This window comes from Mucilaginibacter aurantiaciroseus (genome assembly GCF_024055595.1).
GTDB lineage: Bacteria > Bacteroidota > Bacteroidia > Sphingobacteriales > Sphingobacteriaceae > Mucilaginibacter > Mucilaginibacter aurantiaciroseus.
Genome location: NZ_JAMXOF010000003.1, coordinates 419,617 through 440,694 on the forward strand (window position 1 = coordinate 419,617; position 21,078 = coordinate 440,694).

At 37.9% G+C, this 21,078-nt stretch carries 17 protein-coding genes and 1 tRNA gene; 4 read left to right on the top strand and 14 right to left on the bottom strand.

Annotation, left to right across the window (positions count from 1 at the left end; genetic code table 11):
• The first annotated feature begins 129 nt into the window (after positions 1-129).
• Positions 130-203 (top strand) — tRNA-Asp (locus NAF17_RS15175).
• Positions 204-454: 251 nt separating this feature from the next.
• A complete protein-coding gene (locus NAF17_RS15180; RefSeq protein WP_252758854.1) occupies positions 455-1,672 on the top strand; it encodes a site-specific integrase in 1,218 nt (405 codons plus the stop codon).
• 533 nt (positions 1,673-2,205) lie between these two features.
• On the opposite strand, the gene istB is transcribed toward NAF17_RS15180, so the two are convergent.
• The 5 genes from istB to NAF17_RS15205 form a co-directional block, all read right to left on the bottom strand.
• Entirely contained in the window at positions 2,206-2,937 is a 732-nt protein-coding gene (istB, locus tag NAF17_RS15185) for an IS21-like element helper ATPase IstB (protein ID WP_252758855.1), read from the bottom strand.
• 14 nt (positions 2,938-2,951) lie between these two features.
• Positions 2,952-4,520, bottom strand: coding sequence for an IS21 family transposase (gene istA, locus NAF17_RS15190; RefSeq protein ID WP_252758856.1), 1,569 nt, complete (start codon positions 4,518-4,520; stop codon positions 2,952-2,954).
• A 456-nt stretch (positions 4,521-4,976) separates the two neighbouring features.
• Positions 4,977-6,833 (bottom strand): AAA family ATPase, encoded by a 1,857-nt coding sequence (locus NAF17_RS15195; RefSeq protein WP_252758857.1) that lies wholly within the window; start codon positions 6,831-6,833, stop codon positions 4,977-4,979.
• The gene (locus NAF17_RS15200; RefSeq protein ID WP_252758858.1) at positions 6,830-10,285 is read right to left on the bottom strand and encodes an Eco57I restriction-modification methylase domain-containing protein; all 3,456 of its coding nucleotides are present in this window, start codon (positions 10,283-10,285) and stop codon (positions 6,830-6,832) included. The genes NAF17_RS15195 and NAF17_RS15200 overlap by 4 nt, the downstream gene beginning before the upstream one ends.
• Before the next feature lies 1 nt (position 10,286).
• On the bottom strand, positions 10,287-13,538 hold the full coding sequence (locus tag NAF17_RS15205) for a helicase-related protein (RefSeq protein ID WP_252758859.1): 3,252 nt from the start codon (positions 13,536-13,538) through the stop codon (positions 10,287-10,289).
• A gap of 343 nt (positions 13,539-13,881) precedes the next feature.
• Here NAF17_RS15205 and NAF17_RS15210 point away from each other — a divergent pair, with 343 nt between their 5' ends.
• Positions 13,882-14,067, top strand: a complete 186-nt coding sequence (locus NAF17_RS15210; protein ID WP_252758860.1) for a hypothetical protein — start codon at positions 13,882-13,884, stop codon at positions 14,065-14,067.
• On the opposite strand, the gene NAF17_RS15215 is transcribed toward NAF17_RS15210, so the two are convergent.
• The 9 genes from NAF17_RS15215 to NAF17_RS15255 all read right to left on the bottom strand — a co-directional run bounded on the left by NAF17_RS15215 (position 14,043) and on the right by NAF17_RS15255 (position 19,113).
• Entirely contained in the window at positions 14,043-14,939 is an 897-nt protein-coding gene (locus NAF17_RS15215) for a DUF5712 family protein (RefSeq protein WP_252758861.1), read from the bottom strand. The genes NAF17_RS15210 and NAF17_RS15215 overlap by 25 nt on opposite strands.
• A gap of 16 nt (positions 14,940-14,955) precedes the next feature.
• The gene (locus NAF17_RS15220) at positions 14,956-15,516 is read right to left on the bottom strand and encodes a BfmA/BtgA family mobilization protein (protein WP_252758862.1); all 561 of its coding nucleotides are present in this window, start codon (positions 15,514-15,516) and stop codon (positions 14,956-14,958) included.
• Positions 15,517-15,751: 235 nt separating this feature from the next.
• Positions 15,752-16,075, bottom strand: a complete 324-nt coding sequence (locus NAF17_RS15225; protein WP_252758863.1) for a hypothetical protein — start codon at positions 16,073-16,075, stop codon at positions 15,752-15,754.
• Positions 16,072-16,335: a helix-turn-helix domain-containing protein gene (locus NAF17_RS15230; protein ID WP_252758864.1), complete on the bottom strand. Its 264-nt coding sequence runs from the start codon at positions 16,333-16,335 to the stop codon at positions 16,072-16,074. Before NAF17_RS15230 ends, NAF17_RS15225 begins: the two co-directional genes overlap by 4 nt.
• Before the next feature lie 13 nt (positions 16,336-16,348).
• A complete protein-coding gene (locus NAF17_RS15235; RefSeq protein WP_252758865.1) occupies positions 16,349-16,618 on the bottom strand; it encodes a helix-turn-helix domain-containing protein in 270 nt (89 codons plus the stop codon).
• A 173-nt stretch (positions 16,619-16,791) separates the two neighbouring features.
• On the bottom strand, positions 16,792-17,553 hold the full coding sequence (locus NAF17_RS15240; protein ID WP_252758866.1) for a hypothetical protein: 762 nt from the start codon (positions 17,551-17,553) through the stop codon (positions 16,792-16,794).
• Between the two features lie 54 nt (positions 17,554-17,607).
• Positions 17,608-18,558 carry a HipA domain-containing protein gene (locus NAF17_RS15245; protein WP_252758867.1) on the bottom strand — a complete coding sequence of 317 codons (951 nt, stop codon included), beginning with the start codon at positions 18,556-18,558 and terminating at the stop codon, positions 17,608-17,610.
• Entirely contained in the window at positions 18,551-18,883 is a 333-nt protein-coding gene (locus NAF17_RS15250) for a HipA N-terminal domain-containing protein (RefSeq protein WP_252758868.1), read from the bottom strand. Before NAF17_RS15250 ends, NAF17_RS15245 begins: the two co-directional genes overlap by 8 nt.
• Positions 18,880-19,113 (bottom strand): helix-turn-helix domain-containing protein, encoded by a 234-nt coding sequence (locus tag NAF17_RS15255; protein ID WP_252758869.1) that lies wholly within the window; start codon positions 19,111-19,113, stop codon positions 18,880-18,882. The genes NAF17_RS15250 and NAF17_RS15255 overlap by 4 nt, the downstream gene beginning before the upstream one ends.
• A 682-nt stretch (positions 19,114-19,795) precedes the next feature.
• Between NAF17_RS15255 and NAF17_RS15260 the strand changes: the two genes are divergently transcribed.
• The gene (locus NAF17_RS15260; RefSeq protein ID WP_252758870.1) at positions 19,796-21,013 is read left to right on the top strand and encodes a site-specific integrase; all 1,218 of its coding nucleotides are present in this window, start codon (positions 19,796-19,798) and stop codon (positions 21,011-21,013) included.
• The last annotated feature ends 65 nt before the right edge of the window (positions 21,014-21,078 follow it).

The window sequence follows — 21,078 nt, forward strand, 5'->3', positions numbered from 1 at the left end:
AAAAACGAATTTAGCGTAATTTTTGAAAAAGTGTCTACGTGACGTGAATTAGGACAAAACAATAAAATTGAGAAATTTTAAAAAAGAGTTGTGTAAAACAAAAAGGTGCGTATATTTGCAATCCCAAACGGAGTGGTAGTTCAGCTGGTTAGAATGCCTGCCTGTCACGCAGGAGGTCGCGGGTTCGAATCCCGTCCATTCCGCTGAAAACAATGTCAAAATTGACTAAAAGCCTGTAAATCATTGATTTACAGGCTTTTTTGTTTGCTCGAAAACACCAAATTATGCATGTTTTACCATATAAAAGGTGAGCAATTCGGTGAGCATATTTGAGGAAACAGGATGCTCACCAGAAACGCCATAAGTAACTGATTGGCAAGATGTTCAATGGCTGAACATCTTGTTTGCAAGTGATTAAATAAACAATTTTGTTTCACTATTTAATTCATTTGTAATGAGAACTAACATCAATTTGCTTTTTTATTTAAAGAAGCGCAACACCTACACAAGTGGCCCGGTTGCCATTTATTTGAGGTTTACTGTTGACGGCCACCGTGCGGAAGCATCAACTGGAAAAGTTTGTGACCCTGTTCGTTGGAATACGCAGGCAGGTCGCGCCATTGGCACAAAAGAAGATACACGAACGTTAAATGCTTACCTTGACACACTACATTCCCAGGCTCAGGAATTTCATCGCTGGATGACTGCAAATGATGAAATGGTTACTGCCGAAAGTTTAAAGAACCGATTTATCGGGAAAGTGGATAAGGTGCGAACACTTATAACCGTTTTTGAAGATCATAATCAAAAAATGAAAAGCCTGGTAGGGCAGGAATTTGAGAAAAGCACCTTGCAGCGTTACGAAACCGCCTTGATGCACACAAAAGACTTTATGCAATGGCAACATAATGTATCGGACATACCTATTACAAAAATCAACTTCGCTTTCCTAAATGATTTTGAATATTACCTGCGGAGTGTACGCAAGTGCGCCAATAACTCTGCAATTAAATACATTAAAAACTTGGGCAAAATTGTCCGCATCTGTTTAGGTAACGGCTGGCTTATTGTTGATCCTTACCTTAATTATAAACCTAAAACAAAAGCTGTTCACCGGGATGTACTGACTAAAGAAGAATTAGACAGGCTTATCAAAAAGAAATTCGACATTGAGCGGCTGAATGTGGTTAGGGATGTATTTGTTTTTTGTTGTTACACGGGCCTTGCTTATGTTGACGTACATAAATTAAAACGCTCCGAATTGGTTAAAGGCATTGATGGTGATTTATGGATTTATACCAGCCGTAAAAAAACAGACACTTTATCAAGGATTCCCGTTTTACCTACTGCGTTATCAGTTATTGAATCCTACAGCGATCATCCACAATGTATAGCAGAAGATTCTTTGCTGCCGGTAATGAGCAATCAAAAGATGAATGCCTACCTAAAGGAAATTGCCGACCTCTGCAAGATCAATAAGCTTTTGACCTTCCATATTGCACGGCATACATTTGCAACTACTGTAACGCTTAATAATGGCGTTCCTATTGAAAGTGTAGCTAAGATGATGGGGCATACCAGTATCAAGACTACTCAAATTTATGCTAAAGTTATGGATCATAAGATAAGTTCAGATATGCAGCTATTGAGAGAAAAGTTAGCATTTAGTTAATCTGTTGCAAATCAAATTTACGGCAGTAAATCATAAATATTGCCGTAAATTTGAATCCCCCCGATTACTATTTACTGCTTCTTTGTTTGATGTGCAATGCAGTTAAACCGAAACGTTATAAGGAAATGTATCACCACCAACCTGTCTGAATAAACCATCCCATATTTACCGCTTAAGCAACCAAAAGCGAGAGCCGGGTAAATAGTCAAGGCCGGGCCACCGCTAAAAAACAAAATTAAAATGGCCCGCTTTGCATGGCCTTTACTTTTTATCCCGGCGGTGGGCTATATTCGCGAGTGCGGTGAATATGGGAATTTTGTATGCAAAGCAGATTTATTAATACAAAATCAGGAACAGAAGTATTCAACTGCATCACCAATTAAAAATACACAATTATCAACCTCTTTACTTTGTCTTTGTGATTATTCCGGGGAAAGTATACCACCATTCCGCTGCAAAAGGGGCCAGGGATTTGAGGTGTAAACGAGTAGTCAGAACTCCATCACCACTAAGCAGTATGATGTGCAGTAAACTTAGTGATTTTTCTTGTTTCTCATAGATTTACCCGTTAAAGCAATTCTGTGCGCAGAAGCTGCCAATCTGTCCATGATCGCATCGGCAAGCGTTGGCTCATCAATAAAGTTATACCAGTTATCTACCGGCAGTTGGGATGTGATTATCGTAGAGCCATTACCATACCTGTCTTCCAGAATATCGAGTAAAGCGATCCTGGCATCATTCGATAATGCCTTTAACCCGAAGTCATCCAATATCAGTAGCTTGTTACCGGATATAGCCCTGATCCATTTGAGATAGGTGCCGTCCAGCCGGGCCTGGGCCAGTGATTCCAGGAACTTGTTCATGCTATAGTAAAGGGTTCGGTAGCCCAGCAAGCAGGCGCTGCGCCCCATAGCACACGCCAGAAAGCTTTTACCACAACCGGTCGCACCGGTGATCAGGACATTTTCACCTTTTGCAATAAACATTCCATCAGATAACCGCAGCACCTGTTCCCGGGTGATTCCCCGGTCAGGCGTGCAAAGAATATCCTCGGGTAAGGCATGGTACCGGAGCTTACTGTAGTTCAGGTACTTTTGCGTTCGGGCGTGGTCACGGTATTCAACCTCTGCCTGTGTGAGCATCCCGACAAGGGAGTGTACGTCCTGAAGTTCCTGTACGGGAAGCAATAGTGTCGCCTCATACCGGTTAGCCATACCGCTTAGTTTAAGCGATTTCAGCTGGTCTAATGTGTTTTGTGTGTTCATTTGATCATGGGTTTTTAGTTTTCATTGTATGCCTCCGGGCCTCTTAAGTTGACATGAATGGGGATCCGGTATTCTTTGGTAGCTTCTTGTTCCATCAGGTCCATATTGTTTGCCAGGATGTTTTTAATGGCTGTATAGCTAAACTTACTGCCGCTTAATCCTCGTGTGCAAGCCGCCTCCATCCGCACCGGGCCATAGGCACTAATCAGCCTGAGCAAACCCAGGCAGGAGGTATAAGACTGTTCAATAACCTTTTTGCTTTCCATCAGTTTTTGAAAGAAGGCATGGGTGCAGGGTCCGACCTCCGTTGCCTTTTGCAGGTAATATGCCGAACTGAAGCCCCTGGTTGCCAGATGAGCCTGATGGCTGGCGGGCATATGCTCTAAGATGGTCGTGTATTTATGGTTCCTGTAATCCCGCTTATGCAGGGCGATGCGCTGGTTATTGTAATAGATCTCCACTGTGTCCAGGCAATAGATGAGCCGCACCTCCTTGCCGATAAAGCGGAAAGGAACACTGTAGTAATGCCAGTCTTCACCGATCAGGACATGGTAGCTTTTCTGAACTTTAGCTTTGGTATAGTGCCGGATATAATAAGCGGTTTCAGGCATCGGTTGTAGCAAGGCTTTTTCCTGCCCGGTGAATAACTCCTGGCGGCTGAAGGTCTTCTTCTGGAAGTTGATCTGGTGATGCTGGTCCAGTTTGGCCCATATGGCCCGATTGAGTTCAGCCAGGCTATGGAACGTTTCGTTCCTTAACTTGGCGTAAATGCGCATGTAGGTGATCTTGACCAGGCCCTCTACCGCAGGTTTATCTTTGGGTTTGTAGGCCCTGGCAGCGAATAAGGCAATATGGTTATGGTTAGACCATTGCTGAAGCATTTCGGTAAACTGAGGTTCGTACCGGCAGGTCTTAGATACCCACTGCCTCATGTTGTCTGACTTAACTCCCAATGGCACCCCGCCAAGGTAATCCAGGGTATTGTTGAGGGCTTTCACTACCTGAGGCAGTTTGGCGTTAGGCAGGGCCTCTACATAGCCATAGCCGCTAAAGGGAAGCACGGCAATAAACACAGGGCAGGCAATTAGCTCGCCGGTGGACAGGTCAACATAGTGAAGCGGTGTCCCGGCGAAATCTACTTGCAGGAGCTTACCCGGCTGATGCTCGAAGTGCATTACCGCACTGTTCAGCTTCTGTTGCTCTTGCAGGAGTTCACAGAACCTGGAATACTGAAACCCTTCCGGAAAGTCCTGGATATATTCCTCCCAAAGTAGTAAACGGGTAACGCCTTCTTTGGCCAGCTCATGCCTATGAAGCTCTATCAAGCTGTTAAAGTGAAGCTTGCGCGGGTCTGTTTCTTCCGCCTGGGCTTTGGCCAACCCTACGATCTCATCGAGTTTACGGTCGTCCAGGGCCAGCAGTTCGCTAAAGCCCAGGCCGGTTTGACCAAACTTACCAAGGTAGGTAGCGATGGTTTTTCTGTTCGTTCCTGTTTCCCTTGCTATGGATCTTTGTGATGCTCCACGCTCCAAAAACAGGAGTATTTGTCGTACTTTATTCATATTAAGCAGCTTGTTTGCCATTCCATTTGGTGATTAGTGTGACCTGATCAAACCTATGATTAATGGCAGGTTAACCTGCTTAGTGGTATACTTTGGAGCGGAATAAGTGGTATACTATTGCCGGAATGTCAGCTTTTTTACCGGCTCAACGAAGAAGAAAATCTTCCCCCTCACGCAATCTTCAGCAACTCCTTATCCATGACTGGCCCCTTTTGCAGCGGAATCACTGGTACCTTTTGCGTCGGAATCACTGGTATACTATGGAGCGGAATATCCAGTCTTTGATAAACATAATCAACAACGTGATCTACAAATACTGTGGTTTTGCCGACATAAATCGCATCGTAAGATTTTGACAAGTGACCGCAATGAGAATTTATAACTAAATTTTTTATCTCTTCTTTTGTTTCATATGTAGGTGGGAATACGTTAGGCTGGTTAAAAAATTCGATAACTAAATGGATAAATGCGAATAATTTATTTTTTACTATCGTCCATTATGTCGAAAAGAGTTTTTCCAGCCACAGTCAGTGCACTTAAAAGGTCATTACCGGTTATTTCAGCTATTGCTCTATCTATGTAAGTTACATTTAAGCCATGTACTGCTTTATCAAGGGTAAAAGGGCTTTCTTTTATTTTCTCTAATCTTTCAGCCCCAGTGATTGCTATTGCTGGAACTCCTTTTGGCGAAGCAAATTCGACCCCTTCCCTAATCCATGTTTTAAATAAAATAATAATCGGGCTTATAGTTTTAGCCCCGGAACTTTCAACTATATAAACGTCTTTTGCGATTTCAATAATCGCCGTATAATTTATTGCAGCCAAAACAAGATTAAAAACAGCTCCCTTATCAATTAAAACTTTCCTTGTTGGCAGAGAGATTGTTTTTAAATCATCAATTGTTTTGAAGGCCAAGTCTAAGTCATTTCTATAAATAGGACTTTCAATATCGCTATGTGACATTGGATTAAAAAGAATGCTTTTATAATTTTGCAAACTTTCAATTAAATCTATAGGTGGTTCTACACCTAAATCTTCGTAGTAAATCCTCAATCGGTCTATTAACGTGTCAAGTGTAGGTGCTTTTATCAAGCCTTTAATACCGTCTCCGAGCGTGTAAGTTTCAGGTAACTTGTCCTTTAATAATCGTTCACACTCTTTTCGTAGATAATTTGCACATGCTGGAAAGTCGAATGCTTTATAATAGGACGTTGCTTTTTCAAGAAAGGTTCTATTGTCGTGTATGATTTGTGGTCCGTTATCACTTTTATAAAATTCAATAAACTTCCATCCCGTTAGATTTAATTTTGCTACTTCAAACCAGTGTCTATCGTAAGTCGTGATAAAAATTTGAAAATCTTTAAAAACTTTATTCGCATCAGCCACACCTTTTTCTTGCAAAAGATGAAGTAAGCGTAGGCGATTTTCATTATCAAGCCCAATTAAAATATCGTCTAAAAATAAGGGCTTTATTTCTGGCGAAAACGTACGCTGCCTAACTATCGAACCTAAAAATATACTTATAGCAATGGCCGATAGCTTCGCTTCATTCAGCGAAAATTGAGGAGATTTTGTATTTAAAGAATTTCCATTGTATTGCACTTCAAGTACAATTTTGGGCATAGAGATATATCCATTCTGATTTACTGTAACAGAATGCCTCGTAAATTCTATTGTTAATCCAGGTGATAGCTTTTGCAATATTTTATTGACATCGGGAGCTAAATAATCTGGATTACCAGTTAAAAATAGTCTATTTAATGCGTTATTGAAAGGCAGCGCTTTACTCTCTACGGAAGCTTTTTTCTGCCTGGCGTAATAAAACTCTTTACCAGACCCAAAAGGTTTGTTCGCTTCCTTAGCCAAATCTTGCCAGAGCGATCCAAGTTCTATACCGTTAGTTATCGTTGATGATTTAAAATGCTTAAGAACACCATTGATAGTAAGTTCAAACACATCGAGTTCGTCAGATACCTTCACGTTGTGAACTCCTAACAAATGTTTGTACGTAAGAAAGCTTTTTAACCTATTGGCATCTATTATCTGTGGAGTATTGGTATTCCTTGTAATCTCATTTACAATATTTTTAACACCTCCGTCAAATTCAACTTCAATCGAGCAATCGTTACCGCCATCCGTTAAATTGAAATTTCTAAGTGATGCCATATCAATAGGCTCAACGCTGCTTTGAAAAAAATCCTTTAATGCGTAGTAAAAAGAACTTTTGCCACTTCCGTTCTCGCCATAAATGAAAACATTGCTACCTCCAATAGGTATCTTTTCTTCCTTTGTGAATGCTTTAAATTTATTAATAGTAATATTTTGAATCCTCATCGTTTTAAAGCTTCTTTAATTATTCTAATGTCCTCCACACTATCCAAAGTTTCAATAGCAACACGAATAGGATGATTGGGGTCATACAAACGCATGAACTCACTTTCTATGACAGTCAACTTTTCCTCTTCGCTCATGTCGTTGGTAATCGCTTTTAAATTGCCTAAATGTTTTAAAATTTCTTTTCCCGCAGATTTAATTTCTTTCGGAAAATAAAGTTCGTAAACAATACCATCCAGGAGAGTTTTAAAAAAGTTTAAACTAATGGATTCAGAAATGATTGAATAACCTGTTTCTAAGTAAAATGAAATAACACTTATGTTGTTATCATCTAGATACTTAAAAGGTAATTTTTTAATATAAGTGGTTTTAACCTGACTAAAAGCTCTCCCTTCGCCTTCTTGAGAAATCTCGCGATAAAGGAATAAAAATAGTTCACTATTTAATAAAGTTGCTACAATATTCAAATCGTAACTGTTTCCTTTTTTGTTGACAATTACGTGCACGGTCTTGTCGCAAAATTGTGATTGTCTATCTACTGCTGCAATTATTTTATTAGCCGTCTGCCTATAACAAATCTTGGGATTAACATCTAAAATGTCTTTGCTAAATCTAAACGTATCAATGTCAGGATCTAAATAATCTTGATAGTTATATCTTAAAAAGTTAGAAGCTTCCTCAATATAAAACGGGTGAAGTTGTGTGCCTTTTAGATAGGGTATATCATTTTTGTTTTCTTTTTTCTTTAGAAAAACTCTTTTACCTATTGAATTTAAACTTCTAGTTTTTTCAGCGCCTTGCGACCAATAGTTAAACCCAACATCTTTAATTAAAAACAAATCATCAAATTTTACTTTTATAGCATTACTAATTTTATTGTAAGCAGGGTGTTTAGGGATAAATGAAGCTTGTGTATCAACGTTTGAATGAATTTCTTTAAATTCAATAATTGGAAACTCTCCACTAAAGATTTTAAACTTTTGTATCTGATTGTTTTTTGATTTAGAGATATGGCTTATCGAAACAAAAACAGTTGGATCACTAAATACGGGATGACTTTTAAAATCTATTATTTCTATAATTCCAAAATTTTTAGAAATATGACTTCTCAATCCATTAAAGTAGTCACCATTTAAAAATGTGTTCGGCGTTATATAGTTCAAACTGCCGTTTTGCCCCAATAGGTTTAAGCCCTTGTGAAAGAACGCGACGTATATGTCGTTGTTTCGCTTAAAAGTTAGATAAAGTTCCTCGTATATATTCTTGAGATTTTTATCATATTCTATCTTGTATGGTGGATTCCCTATAACTACATCAAATCCACCTTTTTCACGCCATACTTCTGAGAAAAAAAGTTTAAAGTCAAAGTCTATTTTGTAGCCGCCAAACTGTTCCGCAGAATTTAAAAGTTCTCTTATTTTTGAATTAATTTGCTGGCGCAAAGCCTTCTTTTTTTCTTCGTTCGTCTGTCCGTAGAATGATTCTTTCAAACTTTCAAGTTCTGCTTCCACATGTAAATCACGCATTGCATTTTCAGCCATTCCAATCAAAGAGCTCCCGCAAACAATTTTATAATCTAAATTTGGTAATGTTTCAATCGGATCTAAATCATCTTCATCTACGACTAAAGAAAGCCATAAACGTAGACGGGCAATGTCAATGGCACTTTCATCAATGTCAACTCCATAAATACTTTCTTGTATAATGTGACGCTTTAGACGATAGATATATCTGCTTTCATTTATACTTTCCCTTTCTCTAAAACCAAACTTATCTAATTTTCTTTTTAGATAATTCAGGTCAAAATGTGGTTTTAACACCATTTGAGCATTTACTAATTCATGTAGTAATCCAACCGGAAATGCACCTGACCCTATCGCCGGATCACAAATACGTATTTCACTGAGCGTTTTGTCAATTAACGCTGCATGTTGTCGCACACTTTCGGGTAATTGATACTGATAAGTTTTTGTTTCGCCCTTGTTTACCACTCGTTGATCATTTTCCAAGGCGAAGTGACCTTCGCGAATAAATAGTTCAAGATCTTTTTTACTTACTAAAGGATTGCTATCGTGTTCAATTTCTAATTTACCTTGCCCGTTTTTGTTTTTAGCTCCGCCAAACAATGCTATTTGGTCTGTATCCAACGCTTGAAAACTTTCGGCCTTGTTATTGAGTACATTGTCCAAATAATTTATCAAACTTTCTTGACACATATAGTGTACTATTTCCCTGGGAGTGTAGAAAGCCCCTTTGCTTTTACGCTCAGTTACTTCAAGCATATTTTCAAAAACCTTGCCTAACATCTCAGGATCAACCGCTACCTCCTTGTCTAATGGTTCATCTTCTTTAATGGTAAAGTTGTAACGATCAAAAACATCTAATGCTCCTGTTCCAATGTCGCCTGCTTTATTTTTTTCCTCGTTTCTAAATAATAACGTGGGAATGGAGATATTTGCAGTCTGCCAGTGGTAATCCGCTTCGAAAAGACCTCCATTTAAAAATGGAATCCTACAATCTAATTTAGCGTAATATGAATTTTCATTGTCACGTTCTTTTGCCAACGCTTCATAAAATAGGTATTGTAATTTGTCTTTAAAGAAATTTACATTTTCGATTTCTGATTGATTAAACAATTCCTGTACAAAACGCTTTTTACCTGAGCCCCATTTAGCATTTTGAGCTACCCCAAGCCAACCCTTTTTCTGCAAGAAGTATAAGAATACAATTTGTCCTAAAAGTTTTTTCGTAAATCTTGCATTGTCAATATTGGATTTTTTTAATTCTGCTTTAACATTCTGATCATTTTCAAAATGTTCTGATAATTTGATATATAAGTCTTTATATTGATTAAAGAATTCGTCGGTAACCTTTTCTATACTAAAAGCGCTTTCCAAATCTCTTATAGACGGGTTGTTTACAATGTTTTGCAACAATGGTAACAGCTGATTTTTTGCGGTATGTGCTTTCTCATATTTGCCAACTAAAAATGAGTACCTCTTAGCAGGTGTGAACTCTTTTTTAGTCTTGACTTTGCCTTTTTCTTCATCAAATTCCGAATGATACTCCAACTTTATAAATGAAAATCGCCAATCATCACCATTATCTTCTTTTGAATAGAAAGCTACTAAAGCGTAATCCTTTTCAAATTTGCTTAAGTGCTTTATGACGAAGTTCCGCAACACGGTTCTTGCTTTTTCAAGTTTGCTTATGCTCTTGACCTCTACAATTAAAACATCCAAAGCTTCGCCTTCAGGGTCAATATATTTTCCTATTCGTTTATAGGAGTTAATGTGCTCTTTATAATCGTCCCACAGTAAGTTGCCGCTATAAATATTGTTTTTCGGTTCCAGGTCATTCAATAAGTTTTTGACAAACAGGATAAACTGCTCTTCATTGAAAGATTCATTAAAAGTCCTTTCTATAAGTGATTGGGCTATTTTCTTATCCATATTACTTTATTAAATACCCTGATAGTATAACTTCACGCTTTTGAAATTTCTTAATTTCTTTAGTACCTTCAATTGCTATTAAACGAATGTGTTTTCTAAGAATATTCAAAGTTTCTAAAGGGTCTAAGGTTTTTTCTAAATCGTTTTTAATGAATTGTGTAGTTTTCTTTGCAATGGTGCCCTGAGTAAGCATTTCTCGAACTCCGGTAATAAATTCATCATCGTAATCGGTAAACCCCTTGAAATTTCTAAAAGATTTATCTTTTAGCCGTGTCTCGATATATTTAGCGTTTGATCTACCTCCAGAACCTTTTTGTTCTTCATCGCTAACATTTGTATCTAATTCAAAGCGGGTTTTATTGGTTTGAAGCAGATGGTAATAGTCGTTAGGAATTGATGCCCTCTTTGTTTCGGGTCTACATTCTAACTCCTTTACTGCGTCAAAAAAGGTGATTTCTCCAGAATCTCCTTTTAAGTTCAAATAAAATTTCTTTAGTTTCCCAATTCTAAAAAAAGTAACTAAAGAATCATTTTCAAGTTTTTCCTTTTGAAAACCTGAACGAGCTTTTTTAGGCAGGTTTTTAATTTTATCAAATAAATCAGGATTTTCATCCCTTATTTTTCGCATTAATTCTAAATACTTTAATTCGGAATCGCCCTCACCATCTTCTCCTGTGTATGCGGTTTTGCTATTTAAGGTGTTAAACAATTCTTGACTTCCAAATTCCTCTCCATCACTTAGGTATTTTGCATCTTCCCCCAATATATCGTGAAACATTTGAATTTTATTAGTGATGTTAACCTCTAAGCCTAAGTGTTCATCTGATTGAGTAGTTGGAAAGAAGTTATAAATGTGAACTTTATCAAATGAACTGCCCAAACGATTTACACGACCCGCCCGCTGCAAAACACGAGTTGGATTCCAGGGCAAATCATAATTAACCAATACATTTGAACGATGTAAATTAATTCCTTCTGCTAAAACATCAGTGGCGATCAATATTTTTAATCGATTTGACTTGTCTTTATGCTTTGGGTCAAAATTGGAGGTGATTAAATCTCTTGAAATGATATGATTTGAGGTAAGTTGTTTATCCGTATGTCTTCCTCCTGTGCTAGAATAAAACATCACTTGATCTGGAAATTCGTCAATTAAAGCTTTATAAATATAATCTCCCGTTTCTTTTGATTCGGTAAACACAATTAATTTATTGCTTTTTAAAGCTTTTTCATTTTTAAGGCAATGGATAAACTGCTCCAATTTTGGATCTGAATTTACCTTAGCCCAACTACTTTGAATGTTTTTCAGAATTTCTAAATCAAATTGAAGCTTAGTAATAAAGTCTTTTTTAAAATCTTTGGCATCGTATTTATGCGCTTTGTCTTCATCAACATAAGCTTCTAACTTTTCTATATTATCGCTTGCTAATAAATCATAAACATCTATTTTCTTACTTATATAGACAAATTGTTGAGTCTGATACATGTCAATAAACTTTTCATAAGAAGTAATGAATCTATTAACGCTTTGTCGAAACGCATAAAAACTACTTTCAAGGCGTTTTACTAATATGCCTTTCATAAAACCACCAACATTTCGTTGCTGTTGCTTTTCAAATTCACTAAGTGTTTTGTTACCTATATAAAAGAGTAACGGAGTGTAACGGGCATATGTGAATTCTTGAAGTTTTAAAATAGTGTCCTTAAAAACAACTTCCAAGTCGCCCTTGTACTCATAGACGATTTTTTGTGGATTATCCAATTCGGGGAATTTTAATCCCTGTTTATTCATATCAGCTTTAAAATATGTCATTACGTCCTTCCTCGTTCTGCGAACCATTACATAACGTAAAATACTGTTTCTTATAGAGTCCGAAACTTCTTTCATCAAAAACTTATACTGAGAATCAGTTTTTTCAAGCTTCGATAATTTAGATTTTAACCCTGCAAAGAATTTTTCAAGGTTAGGCACCCCCGGAATTGTTGAATTTTTAGGAGGTTGAAATAGCTTTAGTTGTGCAAAAATATCATCGACAGTATTATTTAAGGGTGTAGCAGTAACTAAAATAACTTTTTTGCCCCTACAAATATCTAACAGATTAGCATACGATTGCGTTCCTTCATTTCTGAACCTATGGGCTTCGTCAACTACTATATAATCGTATTTCTCAATCCCCTTAACTAATAAGTGTTCTAGTTTTCCCAACGATTCTACCTCAAAACTTCTAATCCCAAAATCAAAAAGTGAGTCTTTCCAATACTCCTTTAATACTGGCGGACATATTACCAAAGTTCTACCTTGAATTTGCTGTAGTAACAAAGCCGTAATAAAAGTTTTTCCTAAGCCCACTACATCGGCCAAAAAGACACCGTTGTACATATCAAGAATTTTTTTTGCTTGAATTGCAGCTTGATTTTGATATTTCAATCTCATAAAGCCATCAGGCAAAAACGGTTCAAACTCGTCTGCGAGATTTATATCTTCTTCTAAATATTCATAAATGAGTTTTAGATAAAGTTCGTAAGGAGAAATTTGATCGTTCAACCATGTTTTTGTTGTGATTGTATCGATAAAATCATCTGATATATCAACAGACTCCTTCCATAAGGTATTAAATTGATCTTCTGCAAAGAGCACGTCTCTCTTACTTCTAAGTTCTACGTTAAATTCTCTATTAGCAACAAAACCCGATTCTGAAAAATTACTCGATCCTGTAATAACAAAACCATAATCTCGATCCTCTGGTTTAAATTTGCCTATGTAAACTTTTGCATGTATGTTTTTTGAGGGATATGCTCTTATTTCCAGCTTTCTACCATTCCCATTAAATGCTTTGTCCATCTCTGGGTCTTGGCATTGAGTTTGCAAAAATTCAATAAATTTTCGTACACCAGTTTCGAGTTTACTATCAACCTCTTCGCTGGTTTCTATTTCAATTTTAAGATTTTGCTGAAATCTTTTCTTTGTACGTTGATGAGATTCAAAATCGATAATGCCCAATTGTTGATTATATTGCATCATATCATAGGAATCCCGATCAATACTTAATCCAACTAAAATTCTAATTTTTTCTACAGGTTCAAGCGCATCATGTAATTGATAAAAGCCACTGGCTCTAAAATAACCAACTAAAACGTCGAAGAGTTGCGTATCCTTTAAGGTAGATTTAAACCTACTTAATAAGCTATGTCCTTCTTCGTTTGTAAAAAATGTCAAATCAGTTTGGTCAATTTTGTTTTCTGTTCCGATCATAATAATTTTTAAGGTATTTGATTGACCTATTCCTTTTAAAGCTATTTGATAATTCTTTTAAACCACTAAAGTTAAACAAATAGCCACTTTATTTGACTGTGGAAAAGGTATTGTGTGTTTTAATAAAACAATCAAAATATTGTAAAAAATACAATATGAGTACTGTTTCACAACTTTTGAATTTTTAACATTATTCTCAATTAGTAAAACTGGAACAAAATGCTTTACAATATTAAAGCAATATCTCATTAAATTTTAACCATATATCATTAATGAGTCTTATAACTATTCACAAGACAAGAAATCTACGCTGTTGCGACTTCGGTATTAAACAAAACATCTTATGCCTGATTTGGCCGAAAGCAGGTATGATATGAGCGACAGCGAATTTCATTCCTGCTTGTGCGGCAGCGAGGCTGGCGGCGAAATGCGACCCGCCGCGATAGCGTGCGTGGTGAATGCAGCCGCTTGCCGCAGCTGCATGGGCGTTCACTTAAAATCAACTTACATACCCAAACCCTGGCTTTGATCGGGCCTCTTTTTTCTTTTCCTGTCTTCCGGGATGTTTGGCATATCTTTTTCTGCCCCCTTGCCTAATAACGTATCGAATATACTCCGCTGCTGGTGAGATTGTTGGCGTTCTTGTTTTGTGATTTGTTCCTCCTGCCGCTTTTCTTTCATTTCCAGCCGTTGCTCATAGTCTCCATGTTTTAAGGTATTGGCATATTTAAAAGTTTCTTTTAATTCACGCTCATAACTAAACATTTTATCAAACCGTTTTTCAGTTGCCTGTTTGAACGCTACCCGGTCAAACTGTCCCACCTTTAGGCTGTGCGCCTGGTTTTTACCCCTTGAATTATTTAGGGGACTAAGTTTTATGCTGTTACTCGCATCTTTCCGGCTGACAATAATTTGGACGTGCATCTGTTCGCCTGGTTTCTGATCGCCTTTTTTTGCATGGCCGTTTTTTACTTCTTCATCTTTGTAGGTATAGTAACGGTGGTTTTCCAGCTTACCAAAATATACCAGGTCTTTATTTCCGTTAATATTGTTCCGCTTAAAATTTAGGGCGTAATCATCCATCACTTGGTTAGCGTATTGTTTTAAGTGCTGTTTAGCTCCATCTTCACCATACCGTTCCTTTAAGTAGCTAATTTCCTTTTCACTTGGACTGATATTGATTAGAAAAAACTTGGTTTCATCTTTAGATAGCTTGGCGATGTTATTATCAATGGTATATCTCACATCATAAGGCTGTATATTATTTCGCTCCTGGTTGAACCAGTATTCCGGCTCATTTAGCTTTTCGGCGACATGGTTTTCTTTTTCCAAATAAGTAACAAGCTGCCCACTACTGCCTTTATTGTTACCGGTCTCGTTTTGTGTGATGTTGATATACATTGGTATAGCTATTATATTATAAGTTCTTTACCTGCTGCCGTACATGGCTGGTAAGTTCCTCTTTGTCCGCTTGTTTACTGAAGCCGCTTATTTGCTCCCGGCTTTTAATATAGTATTCCAAAAGGTCGGAGAATTTAGCTTTCAGGATTTTTTTATCATATTGTGATGTATCTAACTTTTGAAGAAATCCAACTATTTGACTAACGTTGGTTGACTGCGTTTTAGAAGTTGCTTTTTGCTCGTCGTTGTGCTTAATGATATTTTCATTAAAAAAGGTGATGATCTTTCCCTGTGCTGCAATCATTCTTTCGCCGTCTTTCTTTATCGGCCTTAATAGTTCTTCTTCTTGGGTTCTTATAAATCCTATGATGTTATCGGTCTTTTTATTCAGCTCTTTCTTTAGCAGTTCATCATTGAGATCCCGTGGGTCTTTCTTGGACTTAAAAAAATAATCTACCATCGCGATAAAGAAATCCAACTTGGTCAGCCCGGATTTAAGGGCGACTTTTTGCAATTTCTCATCCACACTTATAGAAAATCTTAGCGTTTTTATTTTATGGCTTCCCTGTTCTTCCATTGTCATATATCCTAATTTCTAAAATCTAACATACCGCCGGGTATGTTAAAATCGGCCTTTAAACGGGTTAGCGGGGGGCAAAACATACCGTCGGTATGTTGTAAACGGCCTTGCCCCGCAGGGCAAGCGGAAAAAGTCGGGTGCGCCCGACTTCCGCTTGCTCCTCCCGCTTTCGCGGTTGGACCTTGCTTTGTTACCAAGCTGCTTATTTTGCCAGTTATACTGATAGCCGATTTCATTCGGCTTGCAATCTCCACCCGGCAGGCCAATATGCCAAGCTGCCTAACTTCGGATGATAGCTTGGCTGGTAACGGATATACCCATACTCTTCCAGTTCCCTGATGCATTTGTGATAAGTGGCTACCGATGCAATCCTGCTATACCCCATTAACTCCCGGCGATTGAAAGAAAACGGGCTGACGAAGCCACCACGCTGCCAGCATACAAATAGCGCGGTAAACAAACTGATATGTGTTGCATAAAGGCGCTGGTCTTTACCCATTCGCCGGATTAGTTTACCATAACCCGCTAATTCCTGGGCAACTAATTGGGTTTTCATTGCTGGCTTCCCTCTAACAGTTTGTGGATGTCTTCCAATTTGTAATACATCATGCCGCCAATTTTGGAATAGCGTAGTGTGCCGTTTATCCGCAAGTTTTGTAGTGTGCCTGGTGAAATGTTTAGTAGCTTTCTGACCTCTACACTTTTCAGCCATTGTTTGCTTTGCCCTTGCCCCGGCTTAACAATTTGTTTGATTTCGGTTAACAGGTCGTTTTTAAACTCCCGTAAATCTTGCTTGGTGATTAATTCCACATTCATCTTTCGTCCTCCTTTAGTCTTTAATTTTTGTTGTCATGATTTTGAGCACTTCGCTCTTTTTGAAGTAAACCCGTTTGTGCAGGCGCAAAAATGGCAACCCCTTTTTCATCCAGTCGGTGAGTGTAACCAGCGACACACCTAATTCGGCGGCCAATTCTTGTTTAGACAAAAGCCGTTCTTCCTGTGGTGGCAGTGTGCTGCCTGTTCTGAAATGTTCCTGTAGTTCTGCCCTGACGGCTTCCCGGATGCACTGACTTAGCGCTTCGTTGTTAATGATTTCCATAGCCTTTGATTTTGGCTCAAAGGTGAGTTATGAAGCAATAAGAATATGACCACTCAAATCTGAGTGGTTAAAAAGGAGGTGTTTATGGCAAGTTGAATTATGGTGTAAACAATTCAATATCAAATTGATACTGCGTTTGCGAATTGGTTATGGTTAAGCTGGTGTAGAAAAAATTAACTATACTTTTTGGCCTGGCCGATATGATAGAGCTTGGATTTTGCAGGAATTGGGGAGTGCTTATCGCCAGGTTCTCGTTTATCACCGGGAAAATAACGACGTATTGTTTCAAAATTAATCTCTTGCTCGCCCTCCCGGAAATACTTGCAAATCATCTTCATCCATACACTTTGTGTTTGTGATAACAATAATTCTTTACCGTTAGGCAGTTTGATTTCCTGTAACTGCAAATACAAATCTAAGAGGGTATTTCGGTAACCATCTGCGATATTGATGTAGTCCGAAGTTTCCAATTTACGGGCATCCTTTAATTCTTGTTTAGCTTCGCCTAATTGGTTTTTAAGCTTTAGGATTTCTTCCTGTTGTTCGGCTATAATGGTGTCTTTGGATTTATCAGTGTTCCATTGGTCAATGGACTTCATAAATTCCGTAAATCCTTTTAGTACCTCCTTATTTTTAACATCGGTACCATGATTTGAATTGTAGCGATCTTTTACTTTTAGTCCACCCAGCTCATCTGAAACGATACCATATAAGTGCTGAAAAAACTCTTGCTCTTGGCCATTTTCATTATGGTTGAAAAAATAGTCTAAGTGGTATTTATAAAAAGTTGGATAATCGCTTTCTTTAAGATGATACAAGCGGTAAAGCACATGGTTATCTTCAAACTCTTTAGGCCAAAACAGCGGTCGACCTACGTCGAATGTGTATTTTGTAAAATCGAAACGGTGGCGGTGTTTGAAGTAAGTGCGTTTCATAGTTGATTGTTTTTAAATTCAAACCCCTATTCAACTACTTTGTTTAAACGTTGGCTATCCCAGGATAGTGTATCGGTTGTCCATCAAGGTTTTATAGGCCGTTTTGTATTCATCGGATAGAAATGATCGTTCCAGCCATTCATAAGCTATTTGGCGATTTTTGATAAATCGATCAAAAACATTTCTAATCTGCATTGAGTTCAATCCAAGTCCTTCGGCCAGGTGTATGAATTGTTCCAGCTTTAACTTCTTTTTTTTGCCTTCAAGTGTTAATGCCAACTCTTCATCATCAGCGGGATTTACTATGGCCACGTTCAGCAGGTCGTAAGCTGGTGCCAAAGTCCAGTTTCCTTTGCCATTGATCATGGAGAAATTTTTTAAATGCATATCGTTGTTACCGGTAAGGTAACTAAATACAACAAGTTCGAAATAGTAGGACTGGTCGAGTAAGGTATTATTTGAATAAGTACCCAGGGCTTTACCGACGCGTTCCATTGAGCCTTTGTATTTATCAAATGCTTCCAGGATTTGGAACATATCAAGCATGTGTATTTTCCCCCCATCATTGGTACGGTCTATTCGCTTAGTTATATAAGCCAGTTCTCCCGATGCCAATCGAATCAAACTGGAGGGTACAGTACGAATGCTAAAAGCCTCTTCTGCTATTCGCATTGTAGCATGTTCATTTTGGGGCATTTCCGGGTAATCAGGGGATGGTGGTTTGAATATGTAATTACCGCCTAATGCGCCTACAACTGTCAGTCTGCCACCCGGGCCGTTATCTAAAGCTTCCTTTACAATAGTAAGTGATAATTTGGGCTGTACGCCAGGTACGGCTACGCTACGTTCCACTACATTCTTAGCCAGTTCTGTCATTTGGTCTAAGGAGTAATTAAAAAGTGGCGGGGTTTTGCTGCCAAAAAATTTCAGGCTGCAACGCTCATGAAAATCACTGGTATCCGCTTTATCAAGCGGTTCGTAGCAGTATAGGCACTTTTTACTCATTTTCATCATGGATAGGTATAACACTTACTGCACCAATACAATTTTGACAACAGGCCAGTAGTAAACCCATACGGTCATTTGTATTGATTTTCCAACTTTTTGAAGCGATGTCCAACAGCCATCCTTCGGGTATCAGTCCTTCAAAAAACGGGAAAAGCCTTTTATCTGTATAAGGCTTGCCCGTTACCGGCATAGTGAAGGTAATGAATTGACTGGGGTAAGCCTTGACATAGGAATCCAAATATTGAAATACGTAGATTCCTTCATCGGTTTCCGTTAGCTTACCGGCTTCGGTGTCCTTATAATATATGGCTGCTTGTCTCATGGTCTAAAGTCTTTGTCAGGTGGTGACAATTCTTTGCTATCGGCTGGAGCCAGCTCGTGTCCGAACATTTTCAACACCTGATTAGCTTTCTCCAGGTTAAGGTTTCCCTTTCCTTGTTCAATCTTGCGAATAACTGTTAGTGCTACGCCGGCTCTTGCGGCGAAGTCTTCCTGAGTTAATTCCGCTTCCTTTCTTTTTTGCTTTACAAATTCTGCCAGCGATTTCATCATAATACTATACTATATGCAAATACATATAACAAATCAAATATAGACATAATTATATGTATTTGCATATAAAAAAGATTTAACAATAAATTTATATGTAATTGCATATAAACCACTAATAGTTTATATTTTATATGTAAATGCATATAACTGAATGGTCTTAAAACTCCTAAAAGTGCGTGCGAAAACTATAATAAAGCTGTGAGGTAAAACTATAATAAAGAACGATTTTAGTTTAGTCCTATGATTGAAAGACCTTTTTAAACACAAATCATTATGCTATAAATGATATATTTTGTATATTTGATGTATATCATTTGCACTCAATTAGTTGCAAAAAAATGGTGAGCCTTTGGTGAGCAGCCGGTTTTTAGAAAGTAAAAACATTGATTTTCAACGATATAAGGCATAGGTTCGAGTCCCGTCCATTCCGCTTTTTCAATAGCAAAATTGACAAAAACCCCTTAAATGATATCATTTAAGGGGTTTTTTGTTTTTAGAACATACCAAAATATGCATCTTTTAGCATCCTAAAAGGGAGTAATTCGGGAGTTCGTTGCCAGTCTGCTGCTAACTCCCGAATTAGCTCATAATAAATTGATTTACAACGTGTTCAACCATTGAACATCTTGATTTGAGATGATTAATTAATCACATTTGTTTCACTATTAATTAGTCAATTATTATGAGAACTACACTCACATTGCTTTTCTCCATGAGAAAGCCAAAAAATTATCAATCAGGCGACATGCCAATTTACTTGCGCATTACTGTTGATGGTAAACGCGCCGAAGTCGCTATAAGTAGAAAATTTGACCCTTCACGATGGGACACACACTTAGGCCGTGCTATAGGCACCAAAGCGGATGCGAAAGCTTTAAACTCTTATTTGGAAGGCGTACAAGGCAAATTGCATGAGTTGCACCGCCAAATGACAGAAGCGGATGCAAACACAACCGCAGAAACTTTAAAAAACCGTTTTATCGGAAAGATTGAAAAGGCCAGGACACTTATAACCGTATTTGAAGATCACAATCAAAAGATGAAAAGCCTGGTAGGTCAGGAATTTGAGAAAAGCACTTTGCAGCGTTATGAAACCGCCTTGATGCACACAAAGGACTTTATGCAATGGCAACATAGCGTTTCGGACATACCTATTACAAAGATCAACTTCGCTTTCCTCAATGATTTTGAATACTACTTGCGGAGTGTACGTAAATGCGCTAATAACTCTGCAATTAAATACATTAAGAACTTGGGTAAAATTGTTCGTATCTGTTTAGGGAATGGTTGGCTTACTGTTGATCCTTACCTGAATTATAAACCTAAAACAAAAGCTGTTCACCGGGATGTGCTGACTAAAGAAGAATTAGACAGGCTAATAAAAAAGAAATTCGACATTGAGCGGTTAAATGTAGTAAGAGATGTATTTGTCTTTTGCTGTTACACCGGCTTAGCCTATGTTGATGTACATAAATTAAAACGCTCAGAACTGGTTAAAGGCATCGACGGCAATCTATGGATTTACATCAGCCGTAAAAAAACAGACACTTTATCAAGGATTCCCGTTTTGCCTGCTGCGCTATCAGTTATAGAGTCCTACAACGATCATCCTCAATGCATAGCAGAAGATTCTTTGCTGCCCGTAATGAGCAATCAAAAGATGAATGCCTATTTAAAGGAAATTGCCGACCTCTCCAAGATCAATAAGCTATTGACTTTCCATATTGCCCGGCATACGTTTGCAACCACTGTAACCCTTAATAATGGCGTTCCTATCGAAAGTGTGGCCAAGATGATGGGACATACCAGTATCAAAACCACGCAGATTTATGCTAAAGTTATGGATCATAAGATAAGTTCGGATATGCAGCTATTGAGAGAAAAGCTTATTACAGGTTAATCAAGGATTATTCAACTGTCATGGAACTTTTGATTGGCTCTCTAACTGGCAAAAAGCAATAATTC